Raw genomic sequence first — 21,594 nt, 5'->3', positions numbered from 1 at the left:
TCCGCCGCACCCACTACTGGCCCGAACCGGCCGAGCCCGAGACTGATCCGGAAGCCGCGTGGCACCACCGCCTCGTATGGCGGGAGATCGACCGGCCGGACCCGCCCGCCGAACCGGCGCCCTGGCTGCTTTTCGTCCCCGCCGAGGACCCCGACGGCGCGATGGTGCGGGCGCTGCGCGCGGCACTGACCGAGGCCGGGGCACCCGAACCGCGGCCGGTTCCGATCGGCGCGCGGGAACAGGCCGGGGAACTCGCCGACCGGCTGCGCGGCCTCGCGGGCACCGAGTACGCTGCCCTGGTCTCGCTGCTGGCGTTCGGCCCGCGGGACACGGTCGCCGGACTGCCGGGGGCCACCGCGGCCACGGCCACCCTGGTGCGCGCGCTGGACGAGGCCGGGATCGCGGGACCGTGGTGGTGGCTCACCGAGGGGGCGATCGCCGCCGGACCGGAGGAGTCCCCCGATGCCGCCGCCGCTCAGCTGTGGGGGCTCGGACTCGGGGTGAGCCTGGATCACCCGGACCGCTGGGGCGGGCTGCTCGACCTGGGGACGGGCGAACCCGCCGAGCTCGGCGCCGCCATCGCGGCGATCTCCGGGGACACCGGGGAGGACCAGCTCGCGGTGCGCGGTTCCCGGTTGTGCGCCCGCCGATTGGTGGCCGGACGGCCGGTGGACGCCCGGCTGCCCTGGCGGACCACGGGCACCGCACTGATCACCGGCGGAACCGGGGCGCTCGGTGGGCACGTGGCCCGATGGCTGGCCGGTGCGGGCGCCGAACACCTGCTGCTGCTCAGCAGGAGCGGACCGGACGCGCCGGGGGCGGACGGACTCGTGGCCGAACTCGCCGGACTCGGGGTCACCGCCGAGGTGGTGTCCTGCGATCTCACCGCACCGTCCGGAAGGGACACCGTGGCCGAGTTGCGCGCCGGGCACGACATCCGCACCGTGGTGCACACCGCGGGAGTGGTCGGCGGGGAAGCCCCGCTGGCCCGGCGTGACCTGGACACCATCGCGGCCACCGTCACCGCCAAGGTGGACGGCGCGGAACTGCTCGACGAACTGTTCGCCGACACCGAGCTGGACGCCTTCGTGCTGTTCTCCTCCGGCGCGGCCACCTGGGGCAACGCCGGACAGGCCGACTACGCCGCCGCGAACGCGCACCTGGACGCGCTCGCCACGCGCCGCGCCGCTGCGGGCCGCAGCGCCCTGGCCGTCGCCTGGGGTGCCTGGGCGGGCGGCGGCATGGTGGACACCGAGACGGCATCGGCACTGCGCGAGCGCGGGGTACGGGAGATGCGCCCGGAACGGGCGGTGGCCGCGATGGAACGCCTGCTCGCCGCGGGATCCGGGCCGACGGCGGTGATCTCGGACATGGAATGGGACCGGTTCGCCGATGTGTACACCGCGAGCCGGGCCCGCAAGCTGCTCGAGGACCACGAACGCGTGCGGGCAAGGGCCCGGCGTCCGGTTGCGGAAACCACCGAACCGCAGGACCGTTCGGCGGCCTTCCGGGACCGGCTCGCGAGTGCCGCCTCCGAAACCGAGCGGAGCAGGATCGCGGTGGACCTGGTGCGCCGGACCGCGGCCGCCGCACTCGGGCACGACAACCACGCGGCGGTCGGGGCGGGGCGTTCGTTCCTCGATCTCGGCTTCGAATCGGTCACCGCGGTGGATTTCCGCAACCGCATCGCCACCGCGACCGGAATCCGCCTGGACGCCACCGTGGCCTACGACCACCCCACCCCGCGGGCGCTGGCCGCCCATCTGCTGGAGCGGACCGGACCGGTGGCGGCCACCGGCACGGTCGAGCAAGCGCTTGCGGCACTCGAATCCGCGATGGAGCGCACCGAGGGCTCCCGCACCGGGGAACTGGCCGAGCGGCTGCGCGGGCTCGCGGACCGGCTCACCGAACCGGCAACCGCGGAGTCCGGAGAACCGGTCGACGAAGACCTCGCCGAGGCCTCGGACGAGGAGATCTTCGACCTGATCGACAAGGAGTTCGGGGCCGCCTGAGGCGTCCCGCGCGAGGAATTCCGTGCCATGGCACGGCGAACCCAGAGGAGCTGACCGACATGCAGAACGAGGATCGCCTGCGGGATTACCTCAAGCGGGTTACATCCGATCTGCGTAGTGCCCGCCGGGAACTGGACGAGGAACGGGGCAGGCGCGCCGAACCGCTGGCGATCGTGGGCATGGGCTGCCGGTTCCCCGGCGGGATCGACTCGCCGGACTCCTTCTGGGACGCCCTGCGCGCCGGGCGGGACCTGGTCGGCCCGTTCCCGGCCGACCGCGGCTGGGACCTCGAGCGGCTTTTCGACCGCGACCCCGACCACCCGGGCACCTCGTACACATCCGAAGGCGCCTTCCTCGAGGACGCGGCCGGATTCGACGCGGGCTTTTTCGAGATCTCCCCGCGCGAAGCCCTGGCGATGGATCCGCAGCAGCGGCTGTTGCTCGAAACCTCCTGGGAGGCAATGGAAAGCGCCGGTCTGGACCCGCACGCCCTGCGTGGGAGGGACATCGGGGTGTTCGTCGGGGTCAGCAACCAGGGCTACGGCGTGGCCCCGACAGCCGAGGTCGAGGGGCACGTGCTGACCGGAACCTCCGGCGCGGTGGTCTCCGGGCGCCTCGCCTACGTGTTCGGCCTGCAGGGGCCGACCGCGACCGTGGACACGATGTGCTCCTCCTCGCTGGTGGCGCTGCACCTCGCCGCGCAGGCGATCCGCGCGGGCGAGTGCGAGTCGGCCCTCGTCGGCGGGGCGGCGGTGCTGGCCACCCCGCGCAACTTCGTGGAGTTCAGCCGCCAGCGCGGGCTCGCCGCCGACGGTCGCTGCAAACCGTTCTCCGCGGCTGCCGACGGAACCGGCTGGGGTGAGGCGGTGGGCACCGTGCTCATCGAATCGCTGTCCGCCGCGCGCCGGGAAGGGCATCCGGTGCTGGCCGTGCTGCGCGGCACGGCGATCAACTCCGACGGTGCCTCGAACGGGCTCACCGCGCCGAACGGCCCGGCACAGCAACGCGTCATCGGTGCCGCGCTGCGCCGCAGCGAGCTCGCACCGTCCGATGTGGACGTCGTGGAAACCCACGGCACCGGAACCGAACTCGGCGATCCGATCGAGGCACACGCCCTGCTGGCGGCCTACGGCCGGGAGCGGGACCGGCCGCTGCTGCTCGGCGCGCTCAAATCGGCGACCGGACACACCCAGGCGGCCTCCGGGGTGGCGGCCCTGATCAAGATGGTGCTCGCGCTGCGGCACGGCTGGCTGCCGAGGATCCTGCACCTGGACACCCCTTCGGAACACGTGGACTGGGCGGCGGGCGCCATCGAACCGCTGGCCGAGGACCGCGCCTGGCCCGGGCACGAAGGGCCGCGCCGCGCCGGGATCTCCTCCTTCGGCGGGAGCGGGACCAATGCGCACGTGATCCTCGAGGAGGCCACCGAGGCCGAGGGCGAACACGACACGGACCCGGATCGGCGGGAACCGGTTGCCTGGCCGCTTTCCGCACGCGGCCCGGAAGCGCTGGCCGCGTTCGCCACCCGGCTGGCCGAGGCGGCCGAGGACGCCGATCGCTGCGCGGTGGCCGCTGCCCTGGCCGCGCGCAGCGCCTTCGAGGAACGCGCCGTGGTGCTGGGGAATGAGCAGTGCACCGCGCTGCGGGCGGTGGCCGAGGGGCGTACGGACGAGACGGTGGTGCGCGGGCGGGTGCTCGCCGCGAGCACCGAACCGGTCTTCGTGTTTCCCGGGCAGGGCGCCCAATGGGCCGGTATGGGACGCGAACTGCTGGACGGAGACGGTCGCTCGGCGCGGGTGTTCGCCGCGCGGCTGAGCGAATGCGCGGCGGCGGTCGAGCAGGCGGGCGGCCCGGATGTGGTGGCCGTGCTGCGGGATTCCGATCCGGAGGCGCTCGCGGATGTCGGTGTCGTGCAACCGGTTTCCTGGGCGGTCATGGTCGCGCTCGCGGCGGTGTGGGAGGACGCCGGGGTCACCCCGGCCGCGGTCATCGGGCATTCGCAGGGCGAGATCGCCGCCGCCGTCGTCGCGGGCGCGCTCTCGGTCGCCGACGGGGCCCGCGTGGTGACCGCGCGGGCACTGGCGCTGCGCGCGGTCGCCGGTTCGGGCACCATGGCCTCGCTCGGGGAGAGCCGGGAACAGGCCGCCGTGCGCATCGAACACCTCGAGGGAGTGGCGATCGCCGCGGTGAACGGACCGTCTTCGGTCGTCATCGCCGGACCGGTGGACGGCGTCGAGGCCGCGGTGGCCTCCGCCGAGTCCGATGGCCGCAGGGCGCGGCGGATCGCGGTGGACTACGCCTCGCACACCGCGGGCATGGAACCGCTGCGCGAGCCGGTACTGGCCGCGCTCGCCGGTATCGAACCCGGAAGGCCGCGCGTGCCGTGGCACTCCACCCACGACTGCGAATGGATCGAGGACAGCCGCGCGGACGGTGCCTACTGGTTCGCCAACCTGCGCGATACCGTCCGGTTCGCCGAGGGGATCACCGCGCTGATCGCGGACGGATTCGACGCCTTCCTGGAAGTCAGCCCGCATCCGGTGCTGACACCGGCGATCACCGAGGTCGCCGATGCCGAGGGAATCGAACCCGCGGTGAGCGCCACCCTGCGCCGCGGCGAGGGCGACGAGTACCGGATGCGCACCGCGCTGGCCGAGGCCTGGGTCGGCGGGGTGGCCGTGGACTGGGCCCGGTTCACCGCCGGAACGGATCCGCATGCGGTCACCCTGCCGAACTATCCCTTCCAGCGGCAGCGTTTCTGGCTCGTTCCGGAAACCGCTTCCACTGCCGCGCAGGCGGATCCGGTCGATGCGGAGTTCTGGTCGGCGGTCGCGGACGGGGATGCGGCCCGGATTCTCGGCGGGCGCACCGAACCGGGCACCGGGGGCGCGGATCCGGAGACCGTGCTCGGCGAGGCACTGCCGCTGCTCGCGGACTGGCGACGGCGCAGGGACGGGGAGGCGGCCAAGGACGGCTGGCGTTACCGGGTTCGCTGGCACGCCCATCCCGGCGACAACGGTGCGCGGATCACCGGTACCTGGGCGTTGTTCTGCCCCGCGGACCGGGCCGGGGATCCCGAGGTGACGCGGATCCGGGACACCCTGGCCGAGGCCGCCGAGGTGGTGACGCTGGCCGTCGATCCCGGCGCGGACCGGGACTGTTTCGCCGCGCGTGCCCGGACGCTGGCCGGGGACCACCCGGACCTCGCGGGTGTGGTGTCCCTGCTGGCGATGGCCGAGCAGGACCATCCGGAGTACCCGGGCCTGCCACTCGGTGTGGTCGGCACGCTCTCCCTGTTGCAGGGGCTCGCGGACGCCGGGATCGAGGCGCCGCTGTGGGCGCTCACCCACGGCGCCGAGGCCGTCACCGCGCAGGAGGAACCCAATCCGGTACAGGCAGCGGTGTGCGGTCTCGGCCGGGTCGCCGCACTCGAACATCCGCGGCTCTGGGGCGGGCTCGCCGACCTTCCCGGACAGGGCACGGAATCACTGCACCCGCTGCTGACCGTGCTCGCCGACCACGAGGAGGACCAGGTCGCGCTGCGCTCGGGAGCCGCCCTGGTGCGGCGACTGCACCGGGCACCGCGGGAGAACCCGGCGGCCACCGGATTCCGGGCCAGGGGGACCGCGCTGATCACCGGGGGAACCGGTGGCCTCGGCGCGCACACCGCCCGGATGCTCGCCGCCGCGGGCACCGAACACCTGGTGCTGCTCAGCAGGAGCGGGCCGGAGGCGGAGGGAGCCGAGCGGTTGCGCGCCGAACTGGCCGCGCTCGGGCCGCGGGTGACGATCGCGGCCTGCGATGTCGCCGATGCCGCCGCGGTCACCGCGCTCGTCGACCGGCTGAGCGCCGAAGGGGAGACGATCCGTTCCGTGGTGCACACCGCGGGGGTCGGCATCCTGGTGCCGCTCGCGGACACGACGGTGCCACAGTTCGCCGATGGGGCGCTCGGCAAACTGGCCGGTGCCCGGATCCTGGACGAGCTGTTCACCGGGGACCGGGGCACCGAGCTGGACCACTTCGTGCTGTTCTCCTCGGTGGCCGGGCTGTGGGGTTCCGGGGAACACGGCGCCTATTCGGCGGCGAACGCCGTCGCGGACAGCATCGCGGCCGCCCGCAGGGCACGCGGCCTCGCGGGCACCTCGATCCCGTGGGGGATCTGGGAAGCCTCCGGTGGCGGGATGGGCCAGGCGGTCATCTCCAGCCAGCTCAAATGGCGCGGGATCCGGTTCATGGAGCCGGAACTCGCCGTCGAGGCGATGGTCGACGCGCTCACCGACGGGGAAACCCTGCTGGCGATCGCGGACATCGACTGGCCGACCTTCGCGCCGGTGTTCACCGCGGCCCGCCGCCGCCCGCTGCTGGACGGCGTACCGGATGTGGTGGCGGAACTGGCCAGGGCCGAACAGAACGAGGAGGGGCCCGGGGCACCAGGTTCGGCGCTGCGCCAACGGCTGGCTGCCGCCGCCGAACCGCGCCGTGTCCTGGAACGCACCGTCCGGGCGGCCGTTGCCGGGGCACTCGGCTTCGCCGATCCGGCGGATGTGGCCCCGGACCGCGCTTTCCGGGAACTGGGCGTGGATTCGCTGACCGCGGTGGCCCTGCGCAACCGGATCGCCGCCGAGACCGGGGTTCGGCTGCCGGTCACCGTGGTGTTCGATCATCCGACCGTCGCCGCGCTCGCCGAGCGTTTGCGCACCGAGCTCGGCCTGGAAGCACCGGAGAGCAGCGGAACCGAGCCGGTCGCCGCGCGCCCGGTCACCGAGGAGGAAGACCCGATCGTCCTGGTGGGCATGGCCTGCCGGTTCCCCGGCGGAATCCGCACCCCGGAACAGTTGTGGAGCGTGCTGCACCAGGGCGCCGATGTCATCTCCGGGTTCCCCACCGACCGGGGCTGGGATCTGGACGCGCTCTACGATCCGGACCCGGACCGGGAGGGCACCGTCTACACCCGCTCCGGCGGATTCCTGCACGACGCGGCCGAATTCGATCCGGAGTTCTTCGGGATCTCCCCGCGCGAGGCGCTGGCCATGGACCCGCAGCAGCGGTTGCTGCTGGAGACCTCCTGGGAGGCGCTGGAGCGCGCCGGGATCGACCCGCACGCGCCCGACCGGTCCCGCACCGGGGTGTTCATCGGCGCCGCGTATCAGGGATACGGCGGTTCCGGGCAGGGCGCCGAGGGCATCGAGGGGCACATGGTCACCGGGATGGCGACCAGTGTCGCCTCCGGGCGCATCTCCTACGCGCTCGGCCTGCAGGGGCCCGCGGTGACCATCGACACCGCCTGCTCCTCCTCGCTCGTCGCACTGCACCAGGCCTGTCAGGCGCTGCGGGACGGGGACTGCGAACGGGTCCTCGTCGGAGGTGCCGCGGTCATGGTCGCCCCCGTCGGCCTGCTCGGGTTCAGCCGCCAGCGCGGGCTCGCCACCGACGGCCGGTGCAAGGCCTTCGCCGATGCAGCGGACGGGATGGGGCTCGCCGAGGGCGCGGGAATGCTTGCCATGGAACGGCTTTCCGCCGCCCGCGCCGCGGGGCACCCGGTGCTCGCGGTGATCCGCGGTACCGCGATCAACCAGGACGGCGCCTCCAACGGCCTTTCCGCGCCGAGCGGCCCCGCCCAGCAGCGGGTGATCCGCGCCGCCCTGGACCGGGCCGGGCTGCGTCCGGACGAGGTGGACGCGGTCGAGGCGCACGGCACCGGAACCAGCCTCGGTGACCCGATCGAGGCCGGGGCGCTGCTGGCCACCTACGGGCGCGGGCGGGACCCGGAACGGCCGCTGTGGCTGGGTTCGGTGAAGTCCAACATCGGGCACACCCAGGCCGCGGCGGGCACCGCGGGACTGATCAAGATGGTGCTCGCGCTGCGCCACGGCGAACTGCCCGCGACCCTGCACGCGGGCGAACCGAGCAGGCACATCGACTGGGACTCCGGCTCCGTCCGGTTGCTCAGCGAGGCGCGCCCGTGGCCGGTCGGCGAGCAACCGCGCCGGGCCGGGGTGTCCGCCTTCGGGGTCAGTGGCACCAATGTGCACGTGATCATCGAGGAACCACCGCAGACCGAGCGCCTTCCCGCCGAGAGCAGGGATCCGGCGCTGTGGCCGGTTTCCGCGCGCACCGAGGCCGCGCTCGACGAGGCCATCGCCGCGCTGGACGGGATGCGCGGCGCGGCACCGGAGGCCTCCGAGGTGGCCGCCGTACTGGCCCGCAGGACCGGCTTCGCGCACCGTGCCGTGCTGGACGCGGCGAGCGGGGCCGTGCTGGCCAGGGGACACGGCACCGCGCGGGACACCGGACCGGTGTTCGTCTTCCCCGGCCAGGGCGCGCAGTGGGTCGGCATGGGCCGTGCCCTGCTGGAGGGAACCGAGGGACCCGCGGCCGCGTTCGCCGCGCGGTTCGCGGAATGCGCCACCGCGCTCGCCGAGGCGGGCGGGCCCGATGCGCACGCGGTCCTGGCCGACACCGGCGAATCCGCGCTCGATGACGTGGCCGTGCTGCAGCCGGTCTCCTGGGCGGTCATGGTCTCCCTGGCCGCGCTCTGGGAATCGGCTGGCGTCGTTCCCTCCGCGGTGCTCGGGCATTCCCAAGGCGAGATCGCGGCCGCGGTGGTGGCCGGTGCGCTCTCGGTCGAGCAGGGTGCCCGGGTGGTGACCGCACGGGCCGTTGCCCTGCGCGCGGTGGCCGGATCCGGGGCGATGGGCTCGATCGCCGAGGGAGTGGACGCGGTCCGGGATCGCTTGGCGGGCCGGGATTCGGTCGTGGTGGCCGCGGTGAACGGCCCTACCTCGGTGGTGCTCTCCGGAACACCTGCCGAGGTCGAGGCGGTGCTGGCCGAGGCCGCCGCGGACGGGGTGCGCACCCGCCTGCTTCCGGTGGACTATGCCTCACATTCCCCGCTGATGGAATCGGTCGCCGAGCCGATCACCCGGGAACTGGCCGGGATCCGGTGCGCCGCCCCGCGGGTGCCGTGGTTCTCCACCCTGCGCGCCGAATGGGTCGACGGGGAACTCGATGCGGACTACTGGTTCGCGAATCTGCGCGGCACGGTGCGGTTCGCGGACGCGGTCGCGGCGATCGTGCGTGAGGGATTCGAATCCTTCGTGGAGGTCAGCCCCCATCCGGTGCTGGTGGCCGCGGTGCTGGAGAGCGCCGAGGAACAGGACCGGGATGTGGCCGCTCTCGCCACGCTTCGCCGGGACGAGGGTGATCCCGCCCGGGTGTTCGCCGCCCTCGCCGAGGCCTGGAGCGCTGGGGTTCCGGTCGACTGGTCCCGGATCGTGCCCGGGGATGTCGCCGCGGCCACCGAGGTTCCGACCTATCCGTTCCAGCGGATGCACCTGTGGCCCCCGGTCACGGGCCCCGGCCTCGAAGGGACCGGGCGGCGCACCGATGCCACGCACGGCTGGCGCCACCACATCCGGTGGGTGCCGATCGGTGCCCCGCAGCGCGCGAAGCTGACCGGACGCTGGTTCGTGCTCGCCGAGAGCGGGGCCGAGGATGTGTGCGCCGCGCTCGCCGCGGCCGGTGCCGAGGTGCGGTTCGGCGTTCCCACGGACCTGGTCGCGGTGCGCGATGCCGAGCCCGATGGGCTGCTCTACCTTCCGGGAACCGAACCGGGCGGCGCGGTTCCTCCCGGGGTGCTCGGACTCGCCGAACTGGTGCGGAATCTCGGGGAGGCCGGGATCGGGGCACCGCTCTGGTGCGTCACCCGAGGCGCGGTCTCCGCCGCCGAGGGGGATCCGGTGGACGAGGCCCGCGCCGGGGTCTGGGGAACGGGGCGGATCGCCGCTCAGGAACTCCCGGATCGCTGGGGCGGCTTGCTCGATCTGCCGCCGGTGCTGGACGAGCGAACCGGATCCCTCGTGGCCGCGGCGCTTTCCGGTGCCGGGGACCTCGCCGGGGAGGATCAGCTCGCGGTGCGCGGCTCCGGGGTGCTCGCCCGCCGCCTGGTGCCCGCGAGCACCCGCGACGATGCGCGGACCTGGACTCCTCGCGGCACGGTGCTCGTCACCGGCGGAACCGGGGCCCTCGCCGGGCACGTGGCGCGCTGGCTGGCCCGTGCGGGCGCGGACCGCATCGTGCTCGCCGGGCGGCGCGGACCCGAGGCACCGGGAGCCGGAACACTGCGCACCGAACTCGCCGGGACCGGTGCGCATGTGGAACTGGTCGCCTGCGATGTCACCGACCGGGAGGCGCTGGCCCGGCTGCTCGCCGACTATCCGCCGGACGCCGTGGTGCACACCGCGGGGGTGGTGGACGATGCGCTGATCACCGAGCTGGACCCGGAACGGGCGGCGGCGGTGTGCGCCCCGAAGACGCTGGCCGCCGCGCACCTGGACGAGCTGACCAGGGACCGGGAACTGGACGCGTTCGTGCTGTTCTCCTCCATGGCCGGGGCGCTCGGTGGCCCGGGACAGGGCGCCTATGCCGCGGCCAACGCGAGCCTGGACGCCCTCGCCGGACGCCGCCGCACGGAAGGGCTGCCCGCCACCGCGATCGGCTGGGGCGCCTGGGCGGGCGCCGGTCTCGCCGAAGGGGACCGGGCCGAGCGGATGCGCCGCGACGGGGTGCTGCCGATGGATCCCGAACGTGCCGTCGCCGCGATGGCAGCCGTGGTCACCGGGACGGAGGCGCACGTGGTGCTCGCCGATGTGGACTGGGCGCGGCACGCCGAGGTACTCACCGCCTCCCGGCCGCTGCCCGCGCTGCGCGGAATCCCGGAGACGAACGCGAAAACCGCGCAGGCACCGGATTCCGGGGCGCCCGCCATCGCCGGACTGGACCCAGCCGAACGGCGGGCCGCGGTGCTCGAACTGGTGCGCGACACCGCCGCCGCGGTGCTCGGGCTCGGCAGCGCGGATGCCGTGCCGGCCGACCGCGCCTTCCGGGACCTCGGCTTCGACTCGCTGACCGCCGTGGATCTGCGCAACCGCCTGGTGCGCGCGACCGGGGCGCGGCTGCCGGTGACCCTGGTCTTCGACTATCCGAGCGCCGAACAGCTCGCCGCGCATCTGCTCACCCGCCTGGCCGGGGGCACCGAACCCGCCGAAAGCGCGGACCGGTCCACGGCGCGCGGCGCGGACACCGCCGCGGATCCGATCGCCATCGTGGGCATGTCCTGCCGGTTGCCCGGTGGGGTGGACAGCCCCGAGGCGCTGTGGGAACTGTTGCAGCGCGGCGGGGACGCGGTTGTCGGGTTCCCCGCCGACCGCGGCTGGGACATCGGCGGCCGCTACCACCCGGATCCGGAGCATCCGGGAACCTTCGCCACCACCGGCGGCGGGTTCCTCGCCGATCCCGCCGGGTTCGATGCCGAGTTCTTCGGGATCTCGCCCCGGGAGGCGCTCACCATCGATCCGCAGCAGCGGCTGCTGCTGGAAACGGCCTGGGAGACCTTCGAGCGCGCCGGGATCGCCCCCGCCGCACTGCGCGGGAGCCGCACCGGGGTGTTCGTCGGGTCGAACTACCACGACTACGGTTCCCGGCTGGCCGCCGATCCGGGCCAGTTCGAGGGGCAGCTGGCCACCGGTAGCGCGGGCAGTGTCGCCTCCGGACGGCTCGCCTACACCTTCGGCCTGCAGGGACCGGCGGTCACCGTGGACACCGCCTGTTCCTCCTCGCTGGTGGCGCTGCATCTCGCGGCGCAGGCGCTGCGCGGCGGGGAGTGTTCACTGGCGCTCGCCGGTGGGGTCACGGTGATCTCCTCGCTGGACACCTTCGTGGAATTCTCCCGGCAGGGCGCGCTCTCCCCGGACGGGCGCTGCCGCGCCTTCGCCGAGGAGGCCGACGGCGCGGGCTGGGCCGAAGGGGTCGGCGTACTGCTGCTCGAACGGCTCTCCGACGCCGAGGCCGCCGGGCATCCGGTGCTGGCCGTACTGCGCGGCACGGCGGTCAACTCCGATGGCGCATCGAACGGGCTCACCGCGCCGAACGGGCCCGCCCAGCAACGGGTGATCCGCTCCGCGCTCGATGCGGCGGGACTGCGCCCGGACGAGGTGGACGCGGTGGAGGCGCACGGCACCGGGACCGTACTCGGCGACCCGATCGAGGCGCAGGCACTACTGGCGACCTACGGGCAGCACCGGGAGGAGCCGCTGCTGCTGGGTTCGGTGAAATCGAACCTCGGGCACACCCAGGCCGCCTCCGGGGTGGCCGGGGTGATCAAGTCCGTGCTTTCCTTGCGGCACGGGCAATTCCCGGCGACCCTGCACGCCGGGACACCGTCCTCGCGCATCGAATGGGACACCGGGGCGGTGCGCCTCGCCCAGTCCGCCACCGCTTTCGGTGCGACCGGGAGGCCCTGGCGGATCGGTGTTTCCTCGTTCGGGATCAGCGGCACCAATGCGCACGTGATCGTGGAAGGCTCGGCGACCCCGGCGCCGGAGACCGAACCCGGGCGCCTCGCCGTGCCGCTGCCGGTTTCCGCGCGCTCGCCCGAATCCCTGCGCGCGGCGAGCGCGGCGCTGCGGGATCGGCTCGCCTCCGGTGCCCCGGCGCGGGCCCTGTCCGCGGCGCTGCGCACCAGGACCGGATTCGACCACCGCGCGGTGCTGCTGACCACCGAGGGGGAACCCGAGGAGATCGGCGGCACGGCCGTCGGAGGTCCCACCGGGATCCTGCTCTCCGGTCAGGGTGCCCAGCGTCTCGGCATGGGACGGGAACTCGGGGCCGCTTTCCCGGTGTTCGCCGAAGCCTTCGGGAACGCCTGCGCCGCGCTGGAGGCACACCTCGATGGTTCGGTGGCCGCGGTCGCGCACGGTACGGACGCGGAACAGCTCGCCGACACCGGATGGGCCCAGCCCGCGCTGTTCGCCTATCAGGTCGCCGCCTACCGGCTGGTGGAATCCTGGGGACTGGAACCGGAAGTGTTCATCGGCCACTCGGTCGGTGAGTTCGCCGCCGCGCACCTGTCCGGGGCGCTGTCCCTCGAGGACGCGGCACGGCTGCTCGCCGCCCGCGCGAACGCGATGGCCGCGCTGCCCTCCGGCGGTGGCATGGCCGCGATCACCGGCAGCCCGCGGCAACTGGCCGAACTGACCGGCGCGCTGCCCGAACAGGTCCGGATCGCCGCGATCAACAGCTCCACCAGCCTCGTGCTGACCGGGCCGAGCGCGGAACTGGACGGGGTGCTCGCGGAATGCGCCGGGCAGCTGCGGATCTCCCGGCTGCGCACCAGTCACGCCTTCCACTCCGCGCTGATGGCCCCCGCCGCCGCGGAACTCGCCGAGGCCGCGGCCGGGCTGGACTGGCGGGAACCGCGGATTCCCGTGGTGTCCACGCACACCGGCGAGCCGATCGACCGCGCGGCGATGGCCGATCCCGCGTACTGGGCCGGGCAGCTCACCGCCCCGGTGCGGTTCGCCGCGGCGGTCACCGAGGCGAGGGATCGGTACGGCATCGGCCGCTGGGCGGAACTCGCCCCGCATCCCGCGCTGATCCCGCACCTCGCCACCGATCACCCCGAGGCGAGCGCCTGCTGCCTCGGCCACCCGGAAACCGCCGAGCCCCTTGCCGCGCAACGGCTCGCCGCCCGGCTCTGGGTCAGCGGGGCACCGTTGCCGCACTGGCCGGAAACCGAGGCCGGCACGGCGCGCGCGGTGCTGCCCGAGTTGCCCACCTACTCCTTCGCGCACCGCCGGTACTGGCTGGACGCGCCCGCACCGAAGGACGCGGCCTCGGTCGGGATGACCGCGACCGGGCATCCGCTGCTGCACGGGTACCTGGAACTCGCCGGGAGCCGGGAACACCTGCTGACCGGTCGGCTCTCGGTGAGCGCGCAGCCCTGGCTGGCCGATCACGCGCTGGACGGGACCGTTCTGTTGCCCGGCACCGCCTTCGTGGAGCTCGCCATGGACGCGGCCGCGCGCACCGGGGCGGACACGATCCGCGAGCTCACCGTGCTCACGCCACTCGCGCTCGCCCCGGACGAGCAGGTGCAGGTTCAGCTGCGGGTCCTCGCCCCGGACGAGAACGGGGACCGGGCCCTGACCGTGGACGCGCGAGCGCCCGAGGGCGAATGGACACGGCACGCCGAAGGACTGCTCGGCGCGGGCGCCCCGGTGCCGGAACGCGCGGAAACCGCCTGGCCGCCCGAGAACGCCGAACCGCTGCCGGTCGAGGACCTGTACGCGCGCACGGCGGCGGCCGGTTTCGACTACGGTCCCGCCTTCCGCGGGCTGCGCACGGCATGGCGGCACGGTGAGTCCGTGTTCGCCGAGGTCGCGCTCGGCACCGAACTCGCCGCCGAGGCGGGCGGTTGCGTCACGCATCCCGCGCTGCTGGACGCCGCACTGCACACCGTGGCGCTGCGCCGCGATGCCGGGGACGAACCGGTGATGCCGTTCTCTGTGCGGGAGGTGCGGATCACCGGGCGCGGGGCCACCGCACTGCGGGTGCGCATGGACCCGGCCGGTGCGGACACGGTGCGCCTGGAACTCGCCGACGAGGCGGGCCGCTTCCTCGGTGTGCTCGGCGCGGTCGTGCTGCGCCCGGTTCCGCGCAACACCCTGCGCGCCGGGGGATCCCGGCCACTGCACCACATCGGCTGGGCCACTCCGCCGGTGGCCGCGGCCCCGCAGCCGGTTGCCGTCACCCGGCGGGTGAGCCTGTCCGGGGTGTCCGAAGTGGACGGTGTGCTCGCGGTCCCCGTTCCGCTGCCAACCGAGGGAACCCTCGCCGAGCGGGTGCGGGCGGTGAGCGCCGAGACGCTGCACACCGTGCAGTCCTGGCTGGCCCTCGCCAAGCGACCGGAGGACCGGCTGGTGCTGCTGACCCACGGCGCCTGCGCGGTCGACGGGGAGATCCCCGATCCGACGGCGGCCGCCGCGCTCGGACTGGTGCGCGCCGCGCAGGCCGAGCAACCCGGGCGCATCGTGGTGCTCGACGCGGAACCCGGAAGGGAACCGGCCACCGATGAGCAGATCGCCGCGGCCGTGGCGGGCGGGGAACCGGTGCTCGCGGTGCGCGAGGGGAACCTGCGTGTCCCGCGGCTGCGCCGGACCGAACAGGCCGAGGGGCGCGCGGTCGAGTGGCCGGAAACCGTGCTCGTCACCGGGGGAACCGGTGCCCTCGGCGCGGCCGTCGCCCGGCATCTCGTGACCCGGCACGGGATCCGGCGACTGGTGCTGACCGGTCGCCGCGGCCCGGAGGCGCCCGGTGCCGGGGACCTGCGCGCCGAACTCACCGGGCACGGAGCCCAGGTGGTGCTGCTCGCCGCCGACCTCACCGAGCCGGAGGGAATCGAGGCCGTGCTCGCCGCGGCAGACGGGCCGATCGGTGCCGTCGTGCACACCGCGGGAGTGATCGATGACGGCGCGATCGAATCGCTGACCCCGCAACGGTTCGACTCGGTGCTCGCCCCGAAGGTGGGCGCGCTCGCCGCGCTCGCCGATGCCCTGCCGCACGCCCGGCTGGTGCTGTTCTCCTCGCTGTCCGGCACGCTCGGCGGGCTGGGGCAGGCGAACTACTCCGCGGCGAACGCGGCACTGGACGCGCTGGCGCTTGCCTGGCGTGCGGCCGGCCGGGAGGTCACCTCCATCGCCTGGGGCCTGTGGGCCGCGCCGAGCGGGATCACCGGCGGCCTCGGCACCACCGACCGGTCCCGGCTGACCCGCGGCGGCCTCGTCCCGATGGACACCGCGGACGCCCTGCGGATGTTCGACGCCTGTCTGGAACGGGAGACCGCGATGGTGGTCGCGGCCCGGTTCGACACCGCGGTGCTGCGGTCGAGCGCGGGCGGGGTGCCGCCGGTGTTCACCGAACTCGTCCCGGCGAGCCCCGCTGCCGGACCCACCGGCCCCGCTTCCGGGACCGGTCCGGAACGGCTCGCCGAACAGCTCCGGGAGGCGGACCCCGAGCGGCGTTCGGTGCTGCTGCTCGATCTGGTGCGCGGCGAGGCGGCCGGGGTGCTCGGGCATTCCAGCGCCGAGGACATCCCACTGGACCGGGGATTCCTGGATCTGGGCTTCGACTCGCTCACCGCCGTCGAACTGCGCAACCGGCTCGGCGCCGCGACCGGGCTGCGACTGCCCGCGACGGTGCTGTTCGACCACCCCGATCCGCGGCGGCTGGCCGAGCTGCTCGATGAGCTGCTGCCCGCCGGGCACCGCGCAACGGGACAGGAGGAGCTGGCCGGGCTGCGGGACGTGGTCGCCGGGCTGAACGGGGACCACGAGACCCGGGAGCGGATCGCCGGAGAGTTGCGGGCACTGCTGGGCGAACTCGAGGGCCGGGAGCAGGCGGACGCCGTGCAGCAGGCCTCGGACGACGAGCTGTTCGACATCATCGACGGTCTCGGTGTCGAATGAGCCGGAGTGACACCGTGTGCATCTGAAGCGCACCGACGGTGAGGAGAAGATCTAGGCGTTTGTGGGTCCCATAGCGTGTTGACTTGGTTCTCGGCGGGTGTGCCGGTTTCGGAACACCCGCCCGAGAATGCTCGCCGACGCGAATGGGCACGGTGTCGATGGACAACGCGGACAAACTCCGGGACTACCTGAAACTCGTCACCGCTGACTTGCACGAGACCAAGCAGCGGCTGCGGGCGCGCGAGGAGGCCGAGCAGGAACCCCTGGCGATCGTGGGGATGGCCTGCCGGTACCCGGGCGGGGTCGCGAGTCCCGAGGATCTGTGGTCGCTCGTGGACTCGGGCCGCGATGCCATCGGCGGGTTCCCTGCCGACCGCAACTGGGATGTGGACGCGCTCTACCACCCGGACCCGGATCACCCCAGCACCTCGTACGCGGCCGAGGGCGGCTTCCTCGACGACGTACCGGGATTCGACGCCGAGTTCTTCGGGATGTCCCCGCGGGAGGCACTGGCGACCGATCCGCAGCAGCGGATCCTGCTGGAGACCGCATGGGAGGCCGTGGAACGGAGCGGGATCGCCCCGCGGAGCCTGCGCGGCAGCCGCACCGGGGTGTTCATCGGTTCCAGTGCCTCGGGCTATGGCTCGGATGTCAGCGCCATCCCCGCGGAGCTGGGCGGGCATCTGCTCACCGGGACCTCGACCTCGGTGATCTCCGGAAGGCTCTCCTACGTCCTCGGCCTGCAGGGGCCTTCGCTGACCGTGGACACCGCGTGTTCCTCCTCGCTGGTGGCACTGCACCTGGCGGCACAGGCGCTGCGTGCCGGGGAGTGCGACCGCGCGCTCGCCGGCGGGGTCACCGTGATGACCACCCCCGCGGTGTTCCTGGAATTCACCCGCCAGCGTGGACTGGCCGCGGACGGGCGCTGCAAGGCGTTCGCCGAATCCGCGGACGGCACCGGCTGGGGTGAGGGCGCCGGGGTGGTCGTGCTGGAGCGGCTCTCCGAGGCGCGCGCGGCGGGGCACCGGATCCTCGGCCTGGTGCGCGGTTCCGCGGTGAACTCGGACGGCGCCTCGAACGGGCTGACCGCGCCGAACGGTCCCGCCCAGCGCCGGGTGATCCAGGCCGCGCTCGACTCCTCCGGGCTCACCCCCGCGGAGGTGGACGCCGTGGAGGCGCACGGCACCGGCACACCGCTCGGTGACCCGATCGAGGCCAACGCGCTCGTGCGGACCTACGGCCAGGGCCGGGAAACCCCGCTGTGGCTGGGATCGGTGAAGTCCAACATCGGGCACACCCAGACCGCGGCCGGGGTTGCCGGGGTGATCAAGATGATCATGGCGCTGCGCAACGGGCGGTTGCCCGCCACCCTGCACGCCGAACAGCCCTCCGGGAAGATCGCCTGGGACAACGGAAACGTGGCGCTGCTCAGCGAACCGGTCGACTGGCCGGACACCGGGCACCCGCGCCGCGCCGGGGTCTCGGCCTTCGGGGTGAGCGGGACCAATGCGCACGTGATCCTGGAGCAGGCACCCGAGCAGGAACCGGTGCCCGCCGCCGGACCGGTGGGCACCGGGCTGCCCTGGCTGCTCTCCGCCCGCACCGAACCGGCCCTCGGCGCGTACGCCGCCGCGCTCGCCGGGCGCACCGATCTCGCCGAGGATCCGGACCGCACGGCCGCGGCGCTGGCCTGCCGGGACAGCTTCGAACAGCGCGCCGTCCTGCTGGCCGGACCCGATCAGCGCGTGGCCGCCCTGGACGCGCTCGCCGCGGGAAATCCGCATCCCGGCGTGGTCACCGGGACGGTGGTCCCCGGAACCACCGGGGTGCTCTTCGGCGGGCAGGGCGCGCAGTGCGTGGGCATGGGGCTGCGGCTGCGCGCCCGGTTCCCGGTCTTCGCCGAGGCCTTCGATACCGCCTGCGCCGCACTGGACGACCGGCTCGGGCGGGATCGCCCGCTCGCCGAGGTGATCGAGCACGCGGAACCGGAGGAGCTGGCGAACACCGGCTGGGCCCAGCCCGCCCTGTTCGCCTTCGAGCTCGCCGGGTACCGGCTCGCCGAATCCTGGGGTCTGCGCCCCGCGGTGCTCATCGGCCACTCGGTCGGGGAGATCACCGCCGCCCACGTGTCCGGGGCGCTGAGCCTCGGAGACGCGGCGCGCCTGGTCTGCGCCCGTGCCGAGGCGATGGCCGCGCTGCCCGAAGGCGGTGCCATGGCCGCGGTTTCCGGCGACCGCGAGGAGCTGGCCGAGCTCGTGCGCGGGCTGCCGGGGCCGGTTTCGGTCGCCGCGTTCAACTCCGCGAGCAGCCTGGTGCTCGCCGGGGACACCGAAGCACTCGAGGAAAAGCTCGCCGGTCTCGACGGGCGGCTGCGCGTGACCCGGCTGGCCACCAGCCACGCCTTCCACAGCCCGCACATGGCCCCCGCGGCGGAACCGCTCGCCGCCGTGGCCGCCGGACTCGGCTGGTCGGCACCGCGGATCCCGGTGGTGTCCACGGTGACCGGTGCCCCTGTGGCACCCGGAACCTGGGCCGATCCCGGGCACTGGTCCGGTCAGCTGACCGCACCGGTCCGGTTCGCGGACGCGGTGCACACCGCGCGCGAAGAGCTCGCCCCCGGCCGGTGGCTGGAGATCGCGCCCCGTCCCTCGCTGCTCGGCCATCTCGGCGCGGATCACCCGGAGGACAGTGCCGTCTGCCTCGGCGGCCGGGACGAGGACGAGTGCACGGCCGCCGAGCGTGCCGCCGCCACCCTGTGGGCCACGGGCGCCGAACTCGGCAACTGGCCCCATGGCCTTCCGGAACGGGGGGATCCCGCCGCGCTCGCCGAACTGCCCACCTATCCCTTCCACCACCGGCGGTTCTGGCTCGACCCGCTGCCCGGTGAACCGGAACGCGGCGAACCCGGAACGCGTGCGGAGAGCGAATTCTGGCGTGTGGTCGACGATGCCGATGTCGCCGCGCTCGCCGGACTGCTCGACCTCGACCCGGGTGCCCCGCTGACCGAACTGCTGCCCGCCCTCGCCGCCTGGCGCCGGGAAACCGAGCGCACCGCGGCCGTGGACACACTCATCTACCGGGATCGCTGGGTGCGCCGCGGCATCCGGACCGGACCGGCACCCGAGGGGACCTGGCTCGCCCTGGTCCCGGCCCGCATCCTGGACCGCGAACAGCCGCTGCTCGATGCGTTGCGCGCGGCCGGGCTCGCACTGGAGGTGCGCACCACGGCCCCGGAGGACGCCGCGGAGTTCGCCGGAATTCTCTCCCTGCTCGGGCTCGACGAACAGGCCGATCCGGCCGCACTGCTCGCCGATTCCGCGGCACTGCCCTCCCTCGGCGCACCGGTGTGGCTGCTCACCCGCGGCGGTGCGCGAGTGGACCCCGGCGATGAGCTCGCCCCCGCCGCGGCGGCCCTCGGCGGACTCGGCCGGGTGGCCGCCCTGGAGGCGCCCGAGGCCTGGGGTGGCGTGGTGGATCTGCCCGCGGACTGCGGGGAACACCTCGGCACCCGGTTGCTCGCCGTGTTTTCCGGCCGGATCGACCAGGCCGTGGCCGTGGAGGACCAGGTGGCCGTCCGGGGCACCGGGATCCACGTGCGGCGCCTCGAACACGGCACGCTGGACGGGCAATCGTGGTCCCCGCGCGGCACGGTACTGATCACCGGCGGCACCGGGGCGCTCGGCGCGCACGTGGCCCGCTGGGCGGCCGCTTCCGGGGCGCGGCGCCTCGTGCTGCTCGGCAGGCGCGGTGCCGAGGCTCCCGGTGCCGGGGAGCTGCACGCCGAACTCACCGAGCTCGGCGCCGAGGTGCGGATCCTCGCGGTGGACGCGAGTGATCGCCCGGCGCTCGCCGCGCTGCTCACGGAGATCGAGGACCTGACCGCGGTGGTGCACGCCGCCGGGGTGCTCGAGGATGGTGTGCTCAGCGGGATCGACCGCGCGAGCGCCGCATCGGTCTGGGCGCCGAAGGTGACCGCGGCCGAACATCTCGATGCGCTGACCCGGGACCGCGAACTGGACGCCTTCCTGGTGTTCACCTCCTTCGCCGGGCGCATCGGCAATGCCGGTCAGGGCTGCTACGCGGCCGCCAATGCCGCGGCGGATGCCATCGTCGCGCGCCGGAAGGCCGCGGGGCTGGCCGGTTCCGCGCTCGCCTGGGGTCCCTGGGCGGAGAGCGGAATGGCCGCCGAGGCCGTGATCGCGGAACGCTCCGGCCGCGCCGGGGTTCCCGGACTGCCCACCGAGACCGCGCTCGCGGCGCTGGCCCGCGCGGCCGGTACCGGGGAATCCCCGCTGATCGCCGATATCGACTGGACCCGGTTCCTGCCCGCCTTCACCGCCGTACGGCCGAGTGCCCTGCTTTCCGGCCTGGCCGAGGCGCGGGAAACCCCGGAACCGGCCGAGTGGGACGGACCGGGCTGGGACGAACTGGATGAGGAGGGGACCCGGCGCCGGGTGCGCAGGCTCACCCACCGCACCGTGGCCGCGGTCCTTGGCTACGGCAGCGCGCGCGAACTCGATCCGGCACGGCCGCTGCGCGACCTCGGGCTCGATTCGCTCACCGCGGTGGACCTGCGCAATCGCCTGCAGGCCGCGCTGGACGAACAGCTGCCCAGTTCGCTGGCCTTCGACCACCCCACCGCCGAAGCCCTCGCCGCGTACCTCATCGAACGGCGCCTCGGCACGACTTCCGAGCTGTCCACAGTGGACAGTCCTGTGTCCACAGTGGACGACCCGGTGGTGATCGTGGGGATGGCCTGCCGGTTCCCCGGCGGGGTCAGCACCCCGGAGGAGTTCTGGGAACTGCTGCACCGGGGCACGGATGCGGTCACCGATTTCCCGGCCGACCGTGGCTGGGACCTCGACGCGCTCACCGCCCTCGGTGCCGTTCGCCGCGGGGCTTTCCTGGACGATGTCGCCGGTTTCGACGCGGGATTCTTCGGGATCTCGCCGCGTGAGGCGCTGGCGATGGATCCGCAGCAGCGCCTGGTGCTGGAGACCGCGTGGGAGGCGCTGGAGCGCTCGGGTATCGATCCGTCGAGTGTGCGCGGCAGCAGGACCGGGGTGTTCCTGGGGACGAACGGTCAGGACTACGCGGAGCTGCTCGTGCACCGGGACGGCTCGATGCGCGAGGACGTGGCCGGGCACCTGGGGACGGGGAATGCGGCGAGTGTGCTTTCGGGTCGGTTGGCGTATGTGTTGGGGCTTGAGGGTGTTGCGGTGACGGTGGATACGGCGTGTTCGTCGTCGTTGGTGGCGCTGCATCAGGCCGCGGCGGCG

At 74.0% G+C, this 21,594-nt stretch carries 2 protein-coding genes and 1 pseudogene; all 3 read left to right on the top strand.

The genetic code is table 11. From position 1 onward, the window contains the following. The coding region (locus tag AD72_RS34780) for a type I polyketide synthase (protein WP_156365525.1) at positions 1–2,012 on the top strand (2,012 nt) is incomplete at its 5' end. 59 nt (positions 2,013–2,071) lie between these two features. Further along, a pseudogene (locus tag AD72_RS34775) lies at positions 2,072–16,315 on the top strand (type I polyketide synthase); the annotation flags it as partial. Between the two features lie 152 nt (positions 16,316–16,467). Next, on the top strand, positions 16,468–21,594 hold a 5,127-nt coding region (locus AD72_RS38070; RefSeq protein WP_425480800.1), incomplete at its 3' end, for a type I polyketide synthase.

It is taken from the genome of Sciscionella sediminilitoris, assembly GCF_000737195.2.
GTDB lineage: Bacteria > Actinomycetota > Actinomycetes > Mycobacteriales > Pseudonocardiaceae > Sciscionella > Sciscionella sediminilitoris.
This window is presented reverse-complemented; position numbering and strand designations above follow the sequence as displayed.